The organism is Rhizobium terrae, assembly GCF_003425685.1.
In the GTDB taxonomy this organism is placed as follows: Bacteria; Pseudomonadota; Alphaproteobacteria; order Rhizobiales; family Rhizobiaceae; genus Neorhizobium; species Neorhizobium terrae.
Genome location: NZ_QJKM01000005.1, coordinates 375,448 through 392,945, shown reverse-complemented (window position 1 = coordinate 392,945; position 17,498 = coordinate 375,448). Strand labels below are relative to the sequence as shown.

The 17,498-nt window shown below is 62.8% G+C and carries 17 protein-coding genes; 5 read left to right on the top strand and 12 right to left on the bottom strand.

Going from position 1 to position 17,498, the window contains the following annotated elements; translation table 11 throughout:
- Positions 1-3 precede the first annotated feature (3 nt).
- The 5 genes from DMO26_RS11960 to DMO26_RS11940 form a co-directional block, all read right to left on the bottom strand.
- Positions 4-1,029 carry an ABC transporter ATP-binding protein gene (locus tag DMO26_RS11960; RefSeq protein WP_117192263.1) on the bottom strand — a complete coding sequence of 342 codons (1,026 nt, stop codon included), beginning with the start codon at positions 1,027-1,029 and terminating at the stop codon, positions 4-6.
- Entirely contained in the window at positions 1,022-1,804 is a 783-nt protein-coding gene (locus DMO26_RS11955) for an ABC transporter permease (protein ID WP_117192262.1), read from the bottom strand. Before DMO26_RS11955 ends, DMO26_RS11960 begins: the two co-directional genes overlap by 8 nt.
- The gene (locus DMO26_RS11950; RefSeq protein WP_117192332.1) at positions 1,801-2,643 is read right to left on the bottom strand and encodes an ABC transporter permease; all 843 of its coding nucleotides are present in this window, start codon (positions 2,641-2,643) and stop codon (positions 1,801-1,803) included. Before DMO26_RS11950 ends, DMO26_RS11955 begins: the two co-directional genes overlap by 4 nt.
- 204 nt (positions 2,644-2,847) lie before the next feature.
- Entirely contained in the window at positions 2,848-3,882 is a 1,035-nt protein-coding gene (locus DMO26_RS11945) for an ABC transporter substrate-binding protein (protein WP_117192261.1), read from the bottom strand.
- On the bottom strand, positions 3,879-4,958 hold the full coding sequence (locus DMO26_RS11940) for a LacI family DNA-binding transcriptional regulator (RefSeq protein ID WP_162894824.1): 1,080 nt from the start codon (positions 4,956-4,958) through the stop codon (positions 3,879-3,881). Before DMO26_RS11940 ends, DMO26_RS11945 begins: the two co-directional genes overlap by 4 nt.
- Positions 4,959-5,109: 151 nt before the next feature.
- Here DMO26_RS11940 and DMO26_RS11935 point away from each other — a divergent pair, with 151 nt between their 5' ends.
- Positions 5,110-6,537: an amidase gene (locus tag DMO26_RS11935; RefSeq protein ID WP_117192260.1), complete on the top strand. Its 1,428-nt coding sequence runs from the start codon at positions 5,110-5,112 to the stop codon at positions 6,535-6,537.
- A gap of 138 nt (positions 6,538-6,675) precedes the next feature.
- Entirely contained in the window at positions 6,676-7,092 is a 417-nt protein-coding gene (locus tag DMO26_RS11930) for a hypothetical protein (RefSeq protein WP_117192259.1), read from the top strand.
- Positions 7,093-7,696: 604 nt separating this feature from the next.
- Here the strand turns inward: DMO26_RS11930 and DMO26_RS11920 are convergent.
- The gene (locus DMO26_RS11920; RefSeq protein WP_117192257.1) at positions 7,697-8,629 is read right to left on the bottom strand and encodes a LysR family transcriptional regulator; all 933 of its coding nucleotides are present in this window, start codon (positions 8,627-8,629) and stop codon (positions 7,697-7,699) included.
- A 116-nt stretch (positions 8,630-8,745) separates the two neighbouring features.
- On the opposite strand from DMO26_RS11920, the gene DMO26_RS11915 reads away from it, so the two are divergent.
- Positions 8,746-9,921, top strand: coding sequence for an acyl-CoA dehydrogenase (locus tag DMO26_RS11915; RefSeq protein ID WP_117192256.1), 1,176 nt, complete (start codon positions 8,746-8,748; stop codon positions 9,919-9,921).
- Positions 9,922-9,984: 63 nt separating this feature from the next.
- Here the strand turns inward: DMO26_RS11915 and DMO26_RS11910 are convergent, their stop codons facing one another.
- The 3 genes from DMO26_RS11910 to DMO26_RS11900 all read right to left on the bottom strand — a co-directional run bounded on the left by DMO26_RS11910 (position 9,985) and on the right by DMO26_RS11900 (position 11,735).
- Positions 9,985-10,476 (bottom strand): SRPBCC family protein, encoded by a 492-nt coding sequence (locus DMO26_RS11910; RefSeq protein ID WP_117192255.1) that lies wholly within the window; start codon positions 10,474-10,476, stop codon positions 9,985-9,987.
- A gap of 18 nt (positions 10,477-10,494) precedes the next feature.
- Positions 10,495-11,139 carry a glutathione S-transferase family protein gene (locus DMO26_RS11905; RefSeq protein WP_117192254.1) on the bottom strand — a complete coding sequence of 215 codons (645 nt, stop codon included), beginning with the start codon at positions 11,137-11,139 and terminating at the stop codon, positions 10,495-10,497.
- Positions 11,140-11,261: 122 nt separating this feature from the next.
- Positions 11,262-11,735 (bottom strand): VOC family protein, encoded by a 474-nt coding sequence (locus DMO26_RS11900; protein WP_117192253.1) that lies wholly within the window; start codon positions 11,733-11,735, stop codon positions 11,262-11,264.
- A gap of 320 nt (positions 11,736-12,055) precedes the next feature.
- Here DMO26_RS11900 and DMO26_RS11895 point away from each other — a divergent pair, with 320 nt between their 5' ends.
- Complete coding sequence (locus tag DMO26_RS11895; RefSeq protein WP_117192252.1) at positions 12,056-13,492, top strand: NAD-dependent succinate-semialdehyde dehydrogenase; 1,437 nt, start codon at positions 12,056-12,058, stop codon at positions 13,490-13,492.
- A 128-nt stretch (positions 13,493-13,620) separates the two neighbouring features.
- Positions 13,621-14,724, top strand: a complete 1,104-nt coding sequence (locus DMO26_RS11890) for a DNA alkylation repair protein (protein WP_117192330.1) — start codon at positions 13,621-13,623, stop codon at positions 14,722-14,724.
- A 19-nt stretch (positions 14,725-14,743) separates the two neighbouring features.
- Here DMO26_RS11890 and DMO26_RS11885 read toward each other — a convergent pair whose 3' ends face one another.
- Genes DMO26_RS11885 through cysT form a run of 3 tightly spaced genes read right to left on the bottom strand, consistent with a single transcriptional unit; the run spans position 14,744 to position 17,477 of the window.
- Positions 14,744-15,766, bottom strand: coding sequence for a sulfate/molybdate ABC transporter ATP-binding protein (locus tag DMO26_RS11885; RefSeq protein WP_117192251.1), 1,023 nt, complete (start codon positions 15,764-15,766; stop codon positions 14,744-14,746).
- Positions 15,763-16,653 carry a sulfate ABC transporter permease subunit CysW gene (gene cysW / locus DMO26_RS11880; protein ID WP_117192250.1) on the bottom strand — a complete coding sequence of 297 codons (891 nt, stop codon included), beginning with the start codon at positions 16,651-16,653 and terminating at the stop codon, positions 15,763-15,765. Before cysW ends, DMO26_RS11885 begins: the two co-directional genes overlap by 4 nt.
- Before the next feature lie 2 nt (positions 16,654-16,655).
- Positions 16,656-17,477 (bottom strand): sulfate ABC transporter permease subunit CysT, encoded by an 822-nt coding sequence (cysT, locus tag DMO26_RS11875; RefSeq protein WP_117192249.1) that lies wholly within the window; start codon positions 17,475-17,477, stop codon positions 16,656-16,658.
- Positions 17,478-17,498: the final 21 nt, after the last annotated feature.

Genomic DNA, 17,498 nt, shown 5'->3' with positions numbered 1-17,498 from the left:
GACTCAGGCAAACCTTGAAAGCGGCGCGGCCTTTTCGGCCGGCAGGTTGAAGGAAACGTCGCTGCCCATCGCATGCGCGGGAAGGCTCGCCTCCACCTCGGCCTTGATCGGCCCCATGGATGTGTCGAGAAGATATTCGCGGCTGTCGCCGGCAAAGGATGTGCCGCGCACGGTGCCCCTGAAGGGACCTGTTCCCAGGGTCACCATACGCGGCCGCCAGGCCAGGCCCGCCGCTGAAGGGGCCTGGCTGGAAAGGTCGACGAGGCCGCCGCTCGTCTTGAGCTTCCCCTCGACGAGCGGGAAGATGTTCTCGAAACCGACGAAGTCGGCGACGAAGGACGAAAGCGGCCGGTTGTAGATATCTTCCGGCGAGCCGATCTGCTCTATCTTACCGCTCTTCATGACCACAATACGGTCGGCGAGCGCCAGAGCTTCCGCCTGGTCGTGGGTGACGAAGATCATCGTCACGCCCGTCTCCTTCTGGACCCGCTGCAGCTCGGTGCGCATTTCGAGCCTCAGTCGGGCATCGAGGTTGGAAAGCGGTTCGTCGAGCAGCAGCACCTTAGGTTCCATCACCATGGAACGGGCGAGCGCCACGCGCTGCTGCTGGCCGCCGGAAAGCTCCGCCGGCTTGCGGTTGGCGAAACTGGAGAGGCCGACCGATTTCAGGCCGGACTGCACCTTCGCATCCAGTTCCGCGCCGCGCATGCCCTTGAGCTTCAGGCCGAAGGCGACATTCTCGTAGACCGACAGATGCGGGAAAAGCGCATAGGACTGGAAGACCAGCCCGACCGCGCGCTTGTTGGCCGGCACGCGGGTGATGTCGGCGCCGTCGAGCCGCACGTGGCCGGACTTGACCGGCAGGAGGCCGGCGATCGCCCGCATCGTCGTCGTCTTGCCGCAGCCGGAGGGGCCGAGCAGCGCGATCAGTTCGCCGCGCCGGATGTCGAGATCGAGATCCGGCACGGCGACGGAATCGCCATAGGCGAGCGTCAGTTTTCGAAGTGAGAGATAGGACGCATCAGACATAGCGGGAGAACCCCAGGAAACGTTCGGCAAGGAAGACGATGCCGATGGAAAGGAAGGCGAGCAGCGAGGAGAGTGCCGCGACCGATGGATCGAAGACGATCTCCATATAGGCGATCATATCGACGGGAAGCGTCCGGACCCCCGGCCCGGAGAGGAAGAGCGACACCGGCACCTGGTTGAAACTGGTGACGAAGCCGAGGATGAAGGCGGACAGGATGCCGCCGCGGATGTTCGGCATCACCACCCGGAAGAAGGCCCCGAGCCGCGAGGAACCGAGCAGCACCGCCGCCTCCTCGATATCGGAACGCAGGTTGTCGAGGCTCGCGGAGACGACCCGCACCGCATAGGGCAGGACGAGCGCCGTATGAGCGAGGAACAGCGCCGGCGTGATACCGACCTGGAAGGGCACGACGATATAGCGGAGCAGCGCCAACCCGACGATGATGCCCGGCACGATGATCGGCGCGGAGACGATGGTGCGGACGATTTCTGCCCCCGGCAGCTTGTAGCGGGAGAGCGCGTAGGAGGCCGGAATGCCGAGCACCAGCGCCGCCGCCGTGCCGCCGACCGCCAGGAACAGCGACATGCCGAAGGAGGCGCGGAAGCTTTCGACGGTGAAGACCTTGCCGATCCAGCGCAGCGAAAAGCCCTGCGGCGGGAAGGCCAACGTCTCGCCCGCCGAAAACGAGGCGGCGACGATGATCAGGAAAGGCCCGATCAGGAAGGTGATCACCAGGAAGAGAATGAGCGGAATAAAAAGGCTGCGAATTGTCATGCCGCTTTCCTCCGCTTGTTGCGCGCAGTCGCGACGCGCTTCAGGAGAATGTTGGCGGCAAAGCTCATGACGATCAGGATAAAGGCGATGACGCTTGCCGAGACGAAATTGTTGGAGACCGAGACCTGCTGGTAAAGCAGCGTTTCCAGCATCAGCACCTTGGAGCCGCCGAGGATGGCCGGCGTGATATAGGCGGTCAGGCAGCCGGTGAAGACCAGCGTGCCGCCGACCACGAGACCTTCCCTGGTAAGCGGCAGGATCACCTTCCAGAACACCTGGAACCAGTTGGCGCCGAGGACGCGTGCGGCCGGCACCGCGTCCTTCGGCATGTTTTCGAGCGCCGAGATCAGCGAGATGATCATCAGCGGCAGGAAGAGTTGCAGGAGGCCGATGAAGATCGCCGTCTCCGAAAACAGGATGCGCAGCGGCGCCTCGGTGATGCCAAGCGCCTGAAACGCCTCGTTGACGATCCCTGTACGGCCGAGGATGACGATCCAGGCATAGGTGCGCGCCACCGGCGAGATCATCAGCGGCAGCACGACCAGCCCCGTCATCTTGCCCTTCATGCCGGGCTCCAGATTGACGATCGCGAACGCAGCCGCATAACCGATGACTGCGGAAGCAATCGTCACCAGCGCCCCGAGCTTCAGCGTGCGCAGGAAAACCGCCTGGTTCAGCGAATTGGAGAAGAAGTCGGTATAAGCGGAGATCGTCCATCCGCCGCCGGATGTACGAAAACCGTCAGACAGCAGGATCACCACCGGCACGAGGAAGACCGCCGCCGCGAAGATCGCGGCGGGCAGCGCAAGCGCCAGCGCTTCGGCCCTGTTTTGGAACATGGTGGTCTTTCTCCAAAGTCGTTGGTTGTCCGGCGGGGTTGTGGCGGATGTCCGCCCCTCATCCGCCTGCCGGCACCTTCTCCCCGTCGGGACGGGGAGAAGGTGTTATGCCGCACCCACTTCGCCTGATCGGGGCAATCCCCTCTCCCCGCTTGCGGGGAGAGGGTGAGGGTGAGGGGCAGCGTCCAGTGATGATGCCAGCCCTTACTGTCCCACCTTCTCGTTCCAGCTCTTCACCCAGCCGGCACGGTTGTCGAGGGCTACCGCCGACGGGATGAGTTTCAGGCTCTTTGCCGTTTCCTCGCCATAGGTGAGGTTGTTGGCGACTTCGGGAGAAACCTTGACGTCCTTGTTGGCCGGGCTGTCGATGAACTTTTCGGCGAGTTTGGTCTGGACTTCGGTCGAGAGCCAGAAGTCCATGAACTTCAGCGCGAGTTCCTGGTTCTTGCCGCCCTTCGGGACGATCATGACGTTCATGCCGCCCGTCTGGCCTTCCTTCGGGGTCGCCCAGGCGACCGGCTTGCCGAGCTTGGTGAAGGGGGCCCAGGTGAAGCGGCCGATCGGCGCGGCCCAAATCTCTTCCTGCTGCATCAGCTGCACCAGTTGCGAGGACTTCTCGTAGAAGGTGACGATCTCGCTCTTCCTGGCGCCGACCGCTTCGATCGCGGCCTTCAGGTCCGGCGTATCCTTGCCGAGCGCAAGACCCAGCATGTAGAGCGCCGGGGGACCCTGGTTGGTGGTGACGTTCGGCCAGGCGATATGGCTTGCATATTCCGGCTTCAGGAGATCGGCCCAGGATTCGATCTTCATCTTGTCGGACCGATAGGCGATCGAGGTAGCGTAGAACGTATAGCCGACGCTCATGCCGTCCTTGTTCGGGTCCTTGGCGACGTCGTAGAGCTTGTTGAAGTTGGCGAGCTTCGAGGTGTCGATCTTGTCGATCAGCCCGGCACGCGAGGCGGCCAGCGCATCGGCCATCGAGACGACGGCCATGTCGATGACCGGGTTCGCCTTGTTGGCCTCCATCTTGGCGAGGCGCTCGACGCTGTTGCCGGTCTCGACCACCAGCTTGCAGCCGCAGATGGCCTGGAAGGGTTCATAGACGATCTGCTTGTATTCGTCCTGGGCCAGCGCATAGACGGAAATCGTCAGCGTCTTTTCCTGGGCCAGAGCGGGGCTTTGTACGGCGCCCATGGTGAGCATCAGGGCGGTGCCCGATGCGAGAATGACCTTCTTCATGTTCCGAGTTCTCCTGCTGTCGGTTTGTTGGGGGCATGCAAACTGGCGGAGGGCGGCGCCCCCGTGGACTGCCGCACGATGAGCTGCATCGGCACCCGGTCCTGCCCGGAGGCGACCTTGCCGGCGATGGTTTTTTCAGCGTCTTCCGGCTCGTCCTCCGGCTCGATCGCCCGGATCAGCGCGGCAATCGCGAGATCGGCGATCGTCGTCATGTCCATGCGCACGGTGGTGAGCGCCGGCGTCACCACCGGAGACCAGATGAGGTCGTCGAAACCGCTGACGCTGACCGCCTCCGGCACACCGATGCCGGCGCGCTGCAATTCGGTGAGCGCCCGGAGCGCCGAAAGATCGGAAACCGCCGCGAAGGCCGTAAAACCCGCCGCCGCTCGCGCAGCAAGCCCCAGCGGGCAACCCTCGCCCTCAATCGCCTCGACCTTCTCGATCCACAGCGTGTCGCATTCGACCCCCGGCCCGAGCCCCGCCTTCAGCCCACCGATGCGGTCGTTCTGCACGTTTGAGGCGGGACTGGCGCCGATCAGCAGCACCTTGCGATGGCCGAGCAAGGAAAGATGCCGGCCCATCTCCGCACCGCCCTCCCAATGGTCGGCGGAAACCGTGTTGCCGGGGGTGGAGGGCGTGTCGATGACCGCGACGGGGCAACCGACATCGGCGATCCGGGTACCGCGCCGCGGCACGATCACCATGCCGTCGACGCCACGCTCGATCAGCCGGCCGATCGCTTCCGTCTGCCTGGCGATATCACCGCGCGAGTCGGCGATCAGCACGCCATACCCTGCATTCGACGCGGCATTCTCGATCGCCTGGGCGATCTGGGGAAAAAGCGGATTGGCGATATCGGGCAGGACGAGGCCCAGCACTCCGGAACGGCCGGTGCGCAGCGCCCGCGCGGTCAGGCTCGGCACGTAGCCGAGCTCGGCCGCCTTGGCGCGCACCTTCTCGATCAGCTCCGGCGAAACGCGCCCCTTGCCGGACAACGCGTTGGATACGGTCGCGGCCGACACGCCGAGGGCGGCAGCGATCGCGCTCATATTCGGTCCGGAACGGTTTATGGCCATGCAATGCTCTGATTAAACGTTTAAGCATCCATACTTTGGTCAAAAGCTTTTGTCGAGTCGTTTGTAACCACCAGGTGACAGATATCCCCACATCCTGCCTTGACTTTGTCTCCATGCCCAGTGGAAATCGCAGGCTCGCGAGGAGAGAAAAATGCAGAACGACGAGATCATCGCCCTTTCCGCCACGGGGCTTTCGGAAGCGATCCACGACGGACGGATGACCGCGGTCGCGGCGATGCAGGCCTATCTGGACCGGATCGGGAAATTCAATCCGGCGATCAACGCCATCGTCAGCCTGCGCGACGCCGATGCGCTTCTTTCCGAAGCCGCGGCCTGCGATGCGGAACTCGCCGCCGGCACCTCGCGCGGCTGGATGCATGGCATGCCGATCGCCATCAAGGACCTCTGCGAGGTGAAGGGCATCCGCTGCACCTACGGCTCCCCGATCTTCGCCGATTTCGTACCGGACAAGGACGAGGTGATGGTGGAGCGCATCCGCGCGGCGGGCGCCATCATCATCGGCAAGACCAACACCCCCGAACAGGGCCTCGGCTCGCAGAGCTACAATCCTGTCCACGGTACCACGAAGAACCCCTACGACCTGACCAGGACCGCTGGCGGCTCCAGCGGCGGTGCCGCGGCGGCGCTTGCCGCCCATCTCCTCCCGATCGCCGACGGCAGCGACATGATGGGCTCGCTGCGCAACCCTGCCGCCTTCAACAATGTCGTCGGTTTCCGTCCGAGCTATGGCCGCATCCCGGTGTCGCTGAAGCTCGAAATGTATATGGGTCAGCTTTCCGTGCTCGGGCCGATGGGTCGCACGGTGGCCGATGCCGCCGCACTTTTCGCCACCCAGGCCGGCTACGATCCGCGCGATCCGATGTCGCTGCCGACGGAGGACCTGATGCCGGAGGCCGGCCGCGACTTTTCCGGCGCCCGCATCGCCTGGCTCGGCGATCTCGGCGGCTACCTGCCCTTCGAGCCAGGCGTGCTGGACCTCTGCCGCTCCACCCTGCCCGTCTTCAAAAAGATCGGCTGCAAGGTGGACGATGTCGTGCCGGATTACGACATGGCCGATGTCTGGCGCTCCTGGACCACACTCCGGAGTTGGCTCTCCGCCAACGGCCAGCGCGATAATTACGACGACCCGGCCAAGCGCGCCCTGATGAAACCGGAAATCGTCTGGGAGATCGAACGCGGCCTCGACATGTCGGCCCGCGAGGTGCATTTCGCCTCCAGGCGCCGCAGCGCCTGGTATCGCTACCTGCTGACGCTGTTCGAGCGCTACGACTACCTGATCCTGCCCTCCGCCCAGGTCTTCCCGTTCGACGCGACCACCCACTGGCCAAAAGAGGTCGGCGGAAGGACGATGGATACCTATCACCGCTGGATGGAAGTGGTGATCCCCGCCTCGATGGCCGGATTGCCGGTCGCCGCCATGCCAGCCGGTTTCAACTTAAACGGCGTGCCGAACGGCATCCAGATCATCGGCCGCCCGCGCGGCGATAAGGCGGTGCTGGAACTGGCGCTTGCGTATGAGACGGCGACGGATTGGTTGGACAGGAGGCCGCGGCTTTAGTGATACACACCCACCGCCCTTGGTGTGACGCCGCGTGCAATCCATCCGAGGTAGATTTCGAGAAGGACCCTCAAGTTTGCTACCCGAGCACGAAAAAGTGTTATGCAACAATGCCTACCAAATTCTTTTGGAGGTCCAATGTCACAGTTTTCAAAGATCAACCCGGTTCTGCTTATTGGCTTTTTAGCGAGCTTCACTTCAGCATATGGTGAGAGCCCCATCAAGAAAGACGCCTTGGCATTGAAGGCGGTCGAATTTCAGGACTGGGTCGACGGACATGCAATCGGAAAGCATGGCAACAGAGAGCAAATGGCTGTCGAGTTCCGCCGTCATGGGTTCGATTGTACAGATTCCGATTCACCTCAGTTTCGGTGCGTGCGGTTCAGCTGCAGCAATCAGGGATTGATGCCGCTATTGGGTGGCTCTCTTCTGCAATGGAGTATCGATGACTTCCAAGGCAAGCTTTATGCTGGCGCAATTGATTATTCTTTCTTGAAAGCCTGTTATCAAGAAGATCAAATCAGAGCCGCTCAGAAAGAGTTCCTGGCTAGATGAAGTAAAGCTCGGCAACCGACGTGATCGTTGCCGAGCTCTTTAGAAACCGATGGGACAGGTGCTTCCCGCAAATGGCAGCCCTATCGGCGACCTTGAACGACCTTGATCACGTTTGCATTCATTTTGCTACCATTGTTAGCCGGAAGATCTTCGTAGCCAAGTTTTCCATTTACGTGGCCGTCAACAAGCCGGCGGCAATAAAGCGAGCGTACCCTACTCTCTGGAACGTCCATGACCATTGAGCCATGCTTGATCCACTCGGGCGACCGCTCCCGCTTAAAGCACCGGTCGTAAGCCTCAGCTCGCAGTCGTGAACTTCCTTGTAACGCAGTAGTCTGAGCGTCATATTCGCCACGCGTGGGCGCGCATGACGCCAAACCACACGACAAGACGGCAAACGCGATCAAAAAAATCGACTTCATAAATCCCCCAAATATCTTGATGCATACACTTCCATGCGGCTCCCCGCGAAGGGAGATTTGGCAAATATTCCTGTATAAGTCGAGTTGGATTTTGCCGATCAGTTAATGCGGTGAAGGGCGGTAGGCAGCCCCGCGAGTTAAGTAACTTCACACGCGGGTGTCTAGGGAGTTGAGGGCTTTACCTACCACCCCACGACCTCTTCCTTATACCGCCCGACCTCCTCCAGCAGCCACGCCCGAAACGCCACGACCGGCCTGAACCCCGCCTTGCTCGCCGGCGCCACCGCATAATACGCACTCGGGCTCCTCACCTGATGCGGAAACGCCTCGACCAGTTGCCCCGCCGCCAGCTCCGAATCGATCAGAAAGAGCGGCATCAGGGCCACCCCCAGCCCCGCGATGCAGGCCTGTGCCACGTTGCCGAACTGCTCGAATCGCATGCCCTGTGACGGCGTGCCGGTGACCCCGAGACTCTCGAACCAATGCGCCCACGCACCCGGCCGCGAGGCCATATGCAGAAGCGGCAGCCGCAGCAGGTCCTCGCCCCGGCCGATCGGATGCGCCTTGAGAAAAGCCGGCGATGCGACCGGCGCCACCATTTCCTCCATCAGGAAGGTACATTCCGCACCCGGCCAGTCCGGCCCTCTTTCACCCATAGGCCCGATATGGATCGCCATGTCGATGCCGTCGCGGTCGAAATCGAACATGCCGATGCGGGTCGCGAAATTCAGCGTGATTTCCGGATGGCGGGCGACGAATTGCGGGATGCGCGGCATCAGCCAGCGGGTGCCGAAGGTCGGCAGGATTGCGAGGTTCAGCTGGTCGCTATGTTGTTTGGTCATGGCGGCGAGCGAGGCAGAGCGGATCTGAGTGAGCGCCGCGGCCACCGCCTTGGCATAGTCGGAGCCGGCCGTCGTGAGCATCACGCCGCGGCTCGTGCGGTCGAAAAGCAGGATGCCCAATTGCTCCTCCAGCCCCGAAACCTGCCGGCTGATCGCCCCTTGCGTCAGCGAAAGCTCCTCCGCCGCGGCGGAAAAGCTGCCGAGCCGCGCGACGGAATCGACGGCGGCGAGCGCCGAGGTGGAGGGAAGCAGTTTTCGCGAGAGACTGACCATGGCCTATTACTATAGATCATGGCCGGATGAGTAAACGGTGCTTGCTCTTCGCGCGTGGCTCGCGATAATTCTTCAAACTTCAAATTGCCTAGCTCAAAAGCGGAGGACTGCTCCCCATGGCCTTTTCCTGGAACGACCCTTTTCTTCTCGACGACCAGCTGACCGAAGACGAACGGATGATCCGCGACTCCGCCGCCGCCTTCGCCAAGTCCGAACTGCTGCCGCGCGTCCAGGAAGCCTATCTTGACGAACAGACCGATGCAGGCCTCTTCAAGCTGATGGGCCAGACCGGCCTGCTCGGCGTCACCCTCCCGGAAGAATACGGCGCCGCCAACGCCTCCTATGTCGCCTACGGCCTCGTCGCCCGCGAGATCGAGCGCATCGATTCTGGCTACCGTTCGATGATGAGCGTCCAGTCCTCGCTGGTCATCTACCCGATCTATGCCTACGGCTCCGACGAGCAGAAAAAGAAGTACCTGCCCGGCCTCATTTCAGGCGACCTGATCGGCTGTTTTGGCCTGACCGAGCCGGACGCCGGCTCGGATCCCGGCGGCATGAAGACCCGTGCCGAGAAGATCGAGGGCGGTTATCGCCTGCGCGGCTCCAAGATGTGGATTTCCAACGCCCCGATCGCCGATGTCTTCGTCGTCTGGGCGAAATCGGAAGCCCATAACAACGAAATCCGCGGCTTCGTGCTGGAAAAGGGCATGAAGGGCCTCTCCGCGCCCAAGATCGGCGGCAAGCTGTCGCTGCGCGCCTCGATCACCGGCGAAATCGTTCTCGACGGTGTCGAAGTGTCGGAAGACGCGCTCCTTCCGAACGTTTCCGGCCTCAAGGGACCCTTCGGCTGCCTCAACCGCGCCCGTTACGGCATTTCCTGGGGCGTCATGGGCGCTGCGGAAGACTGCTGGTTCCGCGCCCGCCAATATGGCCTCGATCGTAAGCAGTTCGGGAAGCCGCTCGCCGGCATGCAGCTCTACCAGAAGAAGCTCGCCGACATGCAGACCGAAATCGCCCTCGGGCTGCAGGGCAGCTTGCGCGTCGGCCAGCTCATGGACCAGCACAGGATGGCGCCGGAAATGATCTCCATCGTCAAGCGCAACAACTGCGGCAAGGCGCTGGACATCGCTCGGGCAGCCCGCGACATGCACGGCGGCAACGGCATCCAGATCGAATTCCACGTCATGCGCCATTCGCAGAACCTGGAAACGGTCAACACCTACGAAGGCACGCACGACGTCCACGCGCTCATCCTCGGCCGCGCGCAGACGGGTATTCAGGCGTTTTTCTGAGAAGAGCGTTTCGCCTCTTCGGCAAATCGGCCCGGCCGCTATCAGCGCGCCGGGCTTATTTGTTCACGCGCTTGCGCGCAACGTGATGAGAAGTTCGTCCAACTGCCCGAACTGCTCGGGCATCGCGCCTTCCATGCCAGCGCAGGACTCGTCGCACGCTTCCCTGGAAGGATAGAGTTCATGCAGGACCAGCAGCGTCCTGCCGTCCTCTTCCTCGAAGGTAACCGTCGTGACGGCGCCCTCATCGCCTTCGTCATTGGTCCAGACCAGACGCGAAGACGGCGACACTTCGAGATATTTGCCGAAAAAGGCCATGGAGCTATCGGCGTCATGTCCAAACGCGATGCGATAGCCGCCTCCGGTGCGAACATCCATCTCGCAGGAAAGCAGGGGAACGCCGCTCGATTTCGGCGCCCACCACTGCTTGAACAGTTCGGGCGTGGTCCAGGCGTCGAACACGAGTTGGACCGGACCGTCGAAGGTCCGCGTCACGGCGAGTTCGCGTTCCGATCTCCGTTCGACCGCCGTGTGGCTGTCACTCATTCTTTTATCCATCGATTTTCTCCTTAGGTTTCAAAGCCTCGACGCTTTTTCGTTCCAGGCCTTTGTGTCCATACAGATCTCCATCGCCCGCCTGTAGGCCTCGCGGCCGGTGGTCCGTGCCACATAGGCGCGTTCAGCCTCGCCAAAGGCAAAGCCCACGTTCCTGCGCGCCATTTCCAGCGCGTAGGTCACCGAAATGTCCGCCGCCGTGAATGTCTCGCCGGCAAGATAAGGCGAAAGCGCGAGCTGCCGCGTCACCAGGCCCAGCCGGCTCTCGAATACATCCAGTGCCTGACCGGCGCTCCAGTTGTGCCGCTCGGCCTCGGGCGCGAGATTGCGGGCGCCGGAGACGAAATACATGGAGGCTGCCAGCCCCGCTTCGCCGAGATGAAGGAACTGCTGGTAGGCGGGGAAAGCGGGATCGGACGGCTGCGGCGCGAGCGGCGTCGGCCCGTAGCGGGCCATCAGGTATTCCATGATCGCAATCGACTCGACCATGGTGACGTCGCCATCCCGAAGCGCCGGGATGAACCCGGCTGGGTTGATGGCCAGAAACTCCGTGTCGTGCTCGACGCCGGCGATCAGGTCCACCCGCCTCAACCGGTATGGCAGGCCCATTTCCTCCAGCAGCCAGACGACCCTAAACCCTCTCCCTTCCCCATATACGGTGATCATGCTGGTACCCTCCTCTCCTGCACCCTGTTTCGATGGCCGCCCATTTCGACGGGAATGCCCGGAGGCAGGCGCAGGCTGGCCCGCCTCCCGGAGCGACCGAAGTCTGCCGAGGACCGTTTCTCCTAACCGCGCCGGGCGGCTTCGATCGCCGCGACGTCGATCTTCTGCATCTTCATCATCGCGTCGAAGGCGCGCTTTGCTTCAGCGCCACCGGCCGACATGGCCTCCATGAGCACACGCGGCGTGATCTGCCACGAGATGCCCCATTTGTCCTTGCACCAGCCGCATTCGCTTTCCTGACCGCCATTGCCGACGATGGCGTTCCAGTACCGATCGGTCTCTTCCTGGTCCTCGGTCGAAATCTGGAAGGAAAAAGCTTCGTTGTGCTTGAAAGTCGGGCCGCCATTCAGCCCGATGCACGGAACGCCCGCAACGGTGAACTCCACAACGAGTACATCTCCTTGCTTGCCGTCCGGATAATCGCCGGGCGCGCGTATTGCGGCGCCGACCGCGCTATCCGGAAAAGTTTCGGCGTAGAAGCGGGCAGCCTCCTCGGCATCCTTGTCGAACCATAAGCATATCGTGTTCTTCGCCATTGCAGTTCTCCCTTTCATCCTGGTTACGAGGCCGCCGACCGCGGCCATGCCTTAAAGACGCAGGAGCTTTCGGCGATCCGACATTCAGCCGGAAAAAAATTGGATCCACCGCCGCCCGCGCAGCACGGTCACGCCGCCGCATCCCCGAGGCAGCTTTAACGCACAAAATTCGCTTTAACAGCGCATACGGCGTTGATTACCGGTGCCAGATATCCTAACTCAGGCACCGGAATTCTCCGCGCATCTGCCGGCGGCCCAACTGCGCCCTTGGGGTGCCTTTTGGCCCACCCTCCGCGATTTTCAAACCGAAAGTGGATCTCATGCAGACCTATCCCGACGTCAAGCTTTTCATCAACGGCGAATGGCGCGATGCCATCGGCGGCGAGACCATTCCGGTCGTCGATCCGGCAACGGAAGAGGTGATCGGCAAGATCGCCCACGCCCGCAAGGCGGATCTCGACCTCGCTCTCGAGGCCGCCGAAAAAGGCTTCAAGGTCTGGCGCGACACTTCGCCCTTCGACCGTTCGAAGCTGATGCGCAAGGCCGCCGACCTGCTGCGTTCCCGGGTCGAGCCGATCGCCTACATGATGACCCGCGAACAGGGCAAACCGCTCGCCCAATCGAGGATGGAAGTCATGGGCGCCGCCGACACGATCGACTGGTTCGCCGAAGAAGCCCGCCGCACCTATGGCCAGATCATCCCGGCCCGCTTCGGCGGCGTGCAGCAGATGGCGATCAAGATGCCGGTCGGCCCGGTCGCCGCCTTCACGCCCTGGAACTTCCCGCTGAACCAGGTCGTTCGCAAGCTTTCCGCAGCGCTCGCCACCGGCTGCTCGATCATCGTCAAGGCGCCAGAAGAAACCCCGGCCTCGCCGTCCGAACTGATCCGCGCCTTCGTCGATGCCGGCGTTCCGGCCGGGGTCGTCGGCCTCGTCTATGGCACGCCCGCTGAAATCTCCGAATACCTGATCGCCCATCCGGTCATCCGCAAGATGTCGTTCACCGGCTCCACGCCGGTCGGCAAGCATCTCGCCGCGCTCGCCGGCAAGCACATGAAACGCGCCACGATGGAACTCGGCGGCCATGCGCCGGTGATGATCTTCGACGATGCCGATCTTGAGAAGGCGATCGAAGTCACCGCGCTGGCGAAATTCCGCAATGCCGGCCAGGTTTGCGTCGCACCGACCCGCTTCCTGGTGCAGGACGGCGTCGCCGACAAGTTCACGGAAGGCTTCATCAAGGCCGCACGGGCGCTCAAGGTCGGCAACGGCCTGGAAGACGGCGTCACCATGGGGCCGCTCGCCAACGAGCGCCGCATTCCCGCCATGGAAGACCTGCTGCACGACGCCGTGTCGAGCGGCGCCGAACTGAAGACCGGCGGCAAGCGCATCGGCAACAAGGGCTATTTCTTCGAGCCGACCGTCATCACCGACGCGCCGATCTCGTCCAGGATCATGAACGACGAGCCCTTCGGCCCGATCGCCATCATCAACCGCTTCTCGCATTATGAAGATGCCGTGGAAGAGGCAAACCGCCTGCCTTTCGGCCTTGCATCCTATGCCTTCACCAGTTCGGTCAGGACGGCGCACGCCCTCAGCCGCCAGGTGGAAGCCGGCATGCTGACCATCAACCACAACGGCCTCGCCCTTCCGGAAGTGCCCTTCGGCGGCATCAAGGACTCTGGCTACGGCACCGAAGGCGGCTCGGAAGCCACCGAAGCCTATCTGGAAACCCGCTTCGTCAGCCAGATGAGCTGATCGCAGTCATTCGCGAATTGCCTGACACCGGCCGGGGCACGCCGCTCCGGCCGGTTTTCTTTTATCCTTGCCGGCCTGATCCGAGTCGAATAACAAGAAAACAAACCATGAACATTCAGATGGATCCCATGGCCGAGACCGAAGCCGCCCCGCTGCTCAAGGAAATCTTCAACCGCGACCGCCTCAGGCATTTCGCGGTGGAGACGACAGCCATCCATCCCGGCTTCGGTGGCGAACGCTTTTTGGCGCTCGCCTCGAACGATCTTGATGATCTCAGCATCATGCAGCGGCTGCGCCAGATCGCCCTCGCCTACCACGAAGTGCTGCCGGGCGGCTTCGCGACCAATCTCGAAATCCTCCGGGAGCTGGCGCCCCGCATCAACCACGGCTTCGCCTCCATGGTCCTGCCGGAATATGTGGCGCTTTACGGTCAGGACCATTTCGACCTTTCGATGGACGCCCTGGCCTATTTTACCCGTTTCGGCTCGTCGGAATTCGCCGTGCGGCATTTCCTGTTGAAGGACCTGTCCCGTACGCTCGCCGTGATGGAGCGCTGGTCGAAGGACGAAAACGAGCATGTGCGCCGGCTTGCGAGCGAAGGCTGCCGTCCGCGCCTGCCTTGGTCCTTCCAGCTCAGGGAACTGATCGCCGATCCCTCGCCGGCCGCTGCGATCCTCGAAAACCTGAAAAGCGACCCGAGCCTCTACGTCCGCAAATCCGTCGCCAACCACCTGAACGACATCACCAAGGACCATCCCGCCTGGGTTTTCGACAGGATCGCTCATTGGGACCCGAACGACCCGCGCACGGCCTGGATCATGAAACAGGCGCTCCGCACCCTGATCAAGAAGGGCGATACCCGCGCCCTCCATCTCTTCGGCGCCGGCCACAAGGCGGAGGTAAAGGTCGACGCCTTCACCGTAACGCCCTCGTCGCTGAAGCTCGGCGGCGCGGTGAAGATCGGCATGGGACTGACGTCCACCGCCGCCGAGCCGCAGAAGCTCGTCATCGACTACGCCGTCCACTACGTGAAGAAGGCCGGCGGCACGTCGAAGAAGGTCTTCAAATGGAAAGAACTGACACTGGCGCCCGGCGCAGCCTGCGCGCTTTCGATCAGCCGCGCCATCCGCGACTTCACGACCCGCATACATTATCCCGGCCGACATGTCGTCGAGCTGGTCGTCAACGGAGAGGTGCTGGCGACGGAAGCGTTCGAACTTTCAGGCGGGTGAAGAGGCACCCGCCGACCGCTCACCCGATCGCAAACACCTTGGCCCGCCTCAGCGTCACGAAACCCCCGTCGCCGGCCTTTACCGCCCGCTCTGGCTCGACGTCGAATTCCAGGTGCTCGCCGGTTTCCACCGTCGCCAGCACCCGCCTTCCGTCCGGCCGGTCGAGGACGCGGGTAATGCTGGCCGGAATGCCCGGCCCCTGCAGCGACCAGTCGAGATCGGCTGGACGCGCATAAAGCTCCGCCTTGCCGTCCGCGAGACCGGACACGGCGATCGTCGCCCCGCTGGCATAGGCCTTGCCGTCGCGCACTTCCGCCGCGATGACATTGGCGTCGCCCAGGAACTTCATCACGAAGGCGGATTTCGGATCGCGGCAGACCTCCTGCGGTGTGCCCTGCTGGACGATCTGCCCGTCTTTCAGGATCACCACACGGTCGGCAAGGTCCAGCGCCTCTTCCTGGTCGTGGGTGACGAACAGCGTGGTGATGCCGAGTTCGGAATGGATCTCGCGCAGCCACCGGCGCAGGTCGCGGCGCACGTTGGCGTCGAGCGCACCGAACGGCTCGTCGAGCAGCAGGACCTTGGGATCGACCGCAAGCGCCCGGGCCAGCGCCACACGCTGCCGCTGGCCGCCGGAAATCTGTGCGGGGAAACGGCCGCCGAGGTTCTCCAGTCGCACCAGCCGCAGCAGTTCCGCGACGCGCGCCTCGATCGCCGCCTTCTCGCGTTTCACCTTCGAGACCTTCATGCCGAAGGCGATGTTTTCCGCAACCGTCATGTGCGGAAAGAGCGCGTAGTGCTGGAAGACGAAACCGACGCCGCGGTCGCGCACCGGAATGTCGGTTGCGTCCTGATCGCCGAAGTAGATCTGACCGCCATCCGAATATTCGAGCCCGGCGACCATGCGCAAGATGGTCGTCTTGCCGGAGCCGGACGGCCCGAGCAACGCGACCAGTTCGCCGCTTTCGATCTCCAGCGAGACGTCTTTTACGGCGCGGAAAGTTTCGAAGGTTTTGACGACGTGGTCGAGGCGGATTTTCATAGGGCTTTCTCCGCAGGATTGGCGGCAGATGGGTCAGAAGCGCGGACACGGCCTGCGCCCTGGCGTTCCAGCGCCACCTTGGCGATGATGGTGAAGACGGCGATGAGCGCCAGGATCGAGGCGGAGGCGAAGGCGCCCGCCGCCTGGTAGTCGTGATAGAGGAGCTCGATATGCAGCGGCAGCGTGTTGGTCTGCCCCCGGATATTGCCCGAAACGACCGAGACCGCGCCGAACTCGCCCATGACGCGGGCGTTGCACAGCACCACGCCGTAAAGCAGCGCCCATTTGATGTTCGGCAGGGTGACCGAAAGGAAAGTGCGCCAGCCGGATGCGCCGAGCGAGGTGGCCGCCTCTTCCAGATCGCGGCCCTGTGCCTGCATCAGCGGAATCAGCTCGCGGGCGACGAAGGGAGCCGTGACGAACATCGAGGCGAGAATGATGCCGGGGATTGCGAAGAGTATCTTGATATCCCATGCATCCAGCGTCGGCCCGAAGATGCCCTGCAGGCCGTAGACGAAGAGATAGGCGACCCCGGCGACGATCGGCGATACCGAGAACGGGATTTCGATCACCACCAGCAGGAAACGCCTGCCGCGGAAATCGAACTTGGTGATCGCCCAGGCGGCGGCCACTCCGAAGGCGGTATTGACCGGCACCGCGATGAGCGCCGCCAGCACCGTCAACATGATGGCATGCTGCGTGTCCGGATGCAGGATCGTATCGCGATAGACCGCCCAGCCCTTGGAAAATGCCTCGACGCCGATGATGACGAGCGGTGCGAGAATGAGAAGCGCGACAAAGACCAGCACGATGCCGATCAGCAGGCGGCGGAAAACGGGGGCATCGCCGACGCGCGGCGGTTTGCGGCCTGTGCGGGTTGCGCTCATGATCAACTCCTCACCGTATAGCGCAGGGCGCGCGACTGCATCCAGTTGGTGAGCGCAAGCATCACCAAGGCGGTAATGAGCAGCACAGACGCAATCGCCGCAGCCGCCGGATAGTCATATTCCTCAAGCCGGATGAAGATCAGGAGCGCGGTGATTTCCGTCGACATGGGCTGGTTGCCGGCGATGAAGATGATCGCTCCGAACTCACCGAGGCAGCGGGCAAACGAGAGCGACACGCCGGCAAGCAGCGCGGGCGTCAAAAGCGGCAGGATGACCTTGCGGAAGATGGCGAAATCGGAGCCGCCGAGCGATTGCGCCGCCTCCTCCAGCGCCGGATCGAGATCCTCCAGAACCGGCTGAACGGTGCGCACGATGAAGGGCAGCGAGGTAAAACACATGGCGATCATGATGCCGAGCGGCGTGTAGGCGACCTTGATGCCGAAATCGGCGAGGATGGAACCGAACCAGCCATTGGCGGTAAAGAGCGCCGTCAGCGAAATGCCTGCGACCGCCGTCGGCAGCGCGAAGGGGAGATCCACCATCGCATCGACGAGGCGCCAGCCGGGAAAGCGGTAGCGCACCAGCACCCAGGCGAGCGCCAGGCCGAAGAAGAGGTTGAAGAGCGTGGCCCCCAGCGCCGCGAGCACGGTGACCCGGTAGCTCGCCAGCGCACGGGCCGAGGAGACGATCCGCCAGTAATCCTCCGGGCCGAGGCTCGCCGCCTTGAAGACGAGTGCGGCGATCGGCAGCACGACGATCAGGCCGACATAAAACAGCGTCACACCCAGCGACAGGCGTAATCCGGGCAGGACATTGCGTCTCAAGCGGTCATTTCCTCTTCTCAC